Annotated in this window: 1 rRNA gene; it reads left to right on the top strand. The window is 47.4% G+C overall.

What is annotated here, in order from left to right:
- Positions 1–630 precede the first annotated feature (630 nt).
- Positions 631–749: ribosomal RNA gene (locus AC1DB0_RS29835) — 16S ribosomal RNA — on the top strand; the annotation flags it as partial.

The raw sequence follows: 749 nt of genomic DNA, 5'->3' as shown, positions 1-749 counted from the left end.
CCGGATCGAATTGCTAGCCACCTGAGCAGTAACCAGCCCCTGAATTCAGGGCCAAAGCTAGCGCGAAAGCAAAAGCGGCGGGGTTGCAAGATAGGATGCAAATTAGGCAAAAGCCGGTTGCATAATCTGCAAAAGTTGTGTTATAGTTTGAGGCTTGGCAGTTGCCGAAAACTTAGGGTTTACCCTGATATTTCGATAGCTGCTAAAGAGAAGTAGACCTGAAGGGGTCGCAGGAAAAGCGGTTGAGTGAGCCGAAAGGCGAAACGAAGCTGACTTGACAAGCGATAAAAACTCCTTCATAATCTCGCTTCTCTGCTGCTGAAAACAGCAAGCGACGCAAGGCAAAAGCCGCAGCGCCGCTGGCGGGTTCAGCAGGTAGCAGTAAAGAATTTAGCAGTACCGCTCTTTAACAATTAAACAACCGATAAGTGTGGGCGCTTGATGCGATGCACTGTGATTAAGTTGGGAGTCAAATCCTGGCTTGTCACAAGCACAATGAAATCAAGTGCTCACTAGAAGTGAAGTACCTTAGACGTCAAGTTTAAGAACATACCTCACTTCCTTTGAGTAGCGACGTATGACCTGGTTTGAATTTATTCAGACCAAGAATACGAAACAAATACAGAGATTAAACTGAAGAGTTTGATCCTGGCTCAGATTGAACGCTAGCGGGATGCCTTACACATGCAAGTCGAACGGCAGCACGGACTTCGGTCTGGTGGCGAGTGGCGAACGGGTGAGTAATGTAT

The organism is Achromobacter sp. 10T422 (assembly GCF_056394065.1).
The sequence above is the reverse complement of the archived record's forward strand: the minus strand, read 5'-3'. Positions and strand labels throughout refer to the sequence as shown.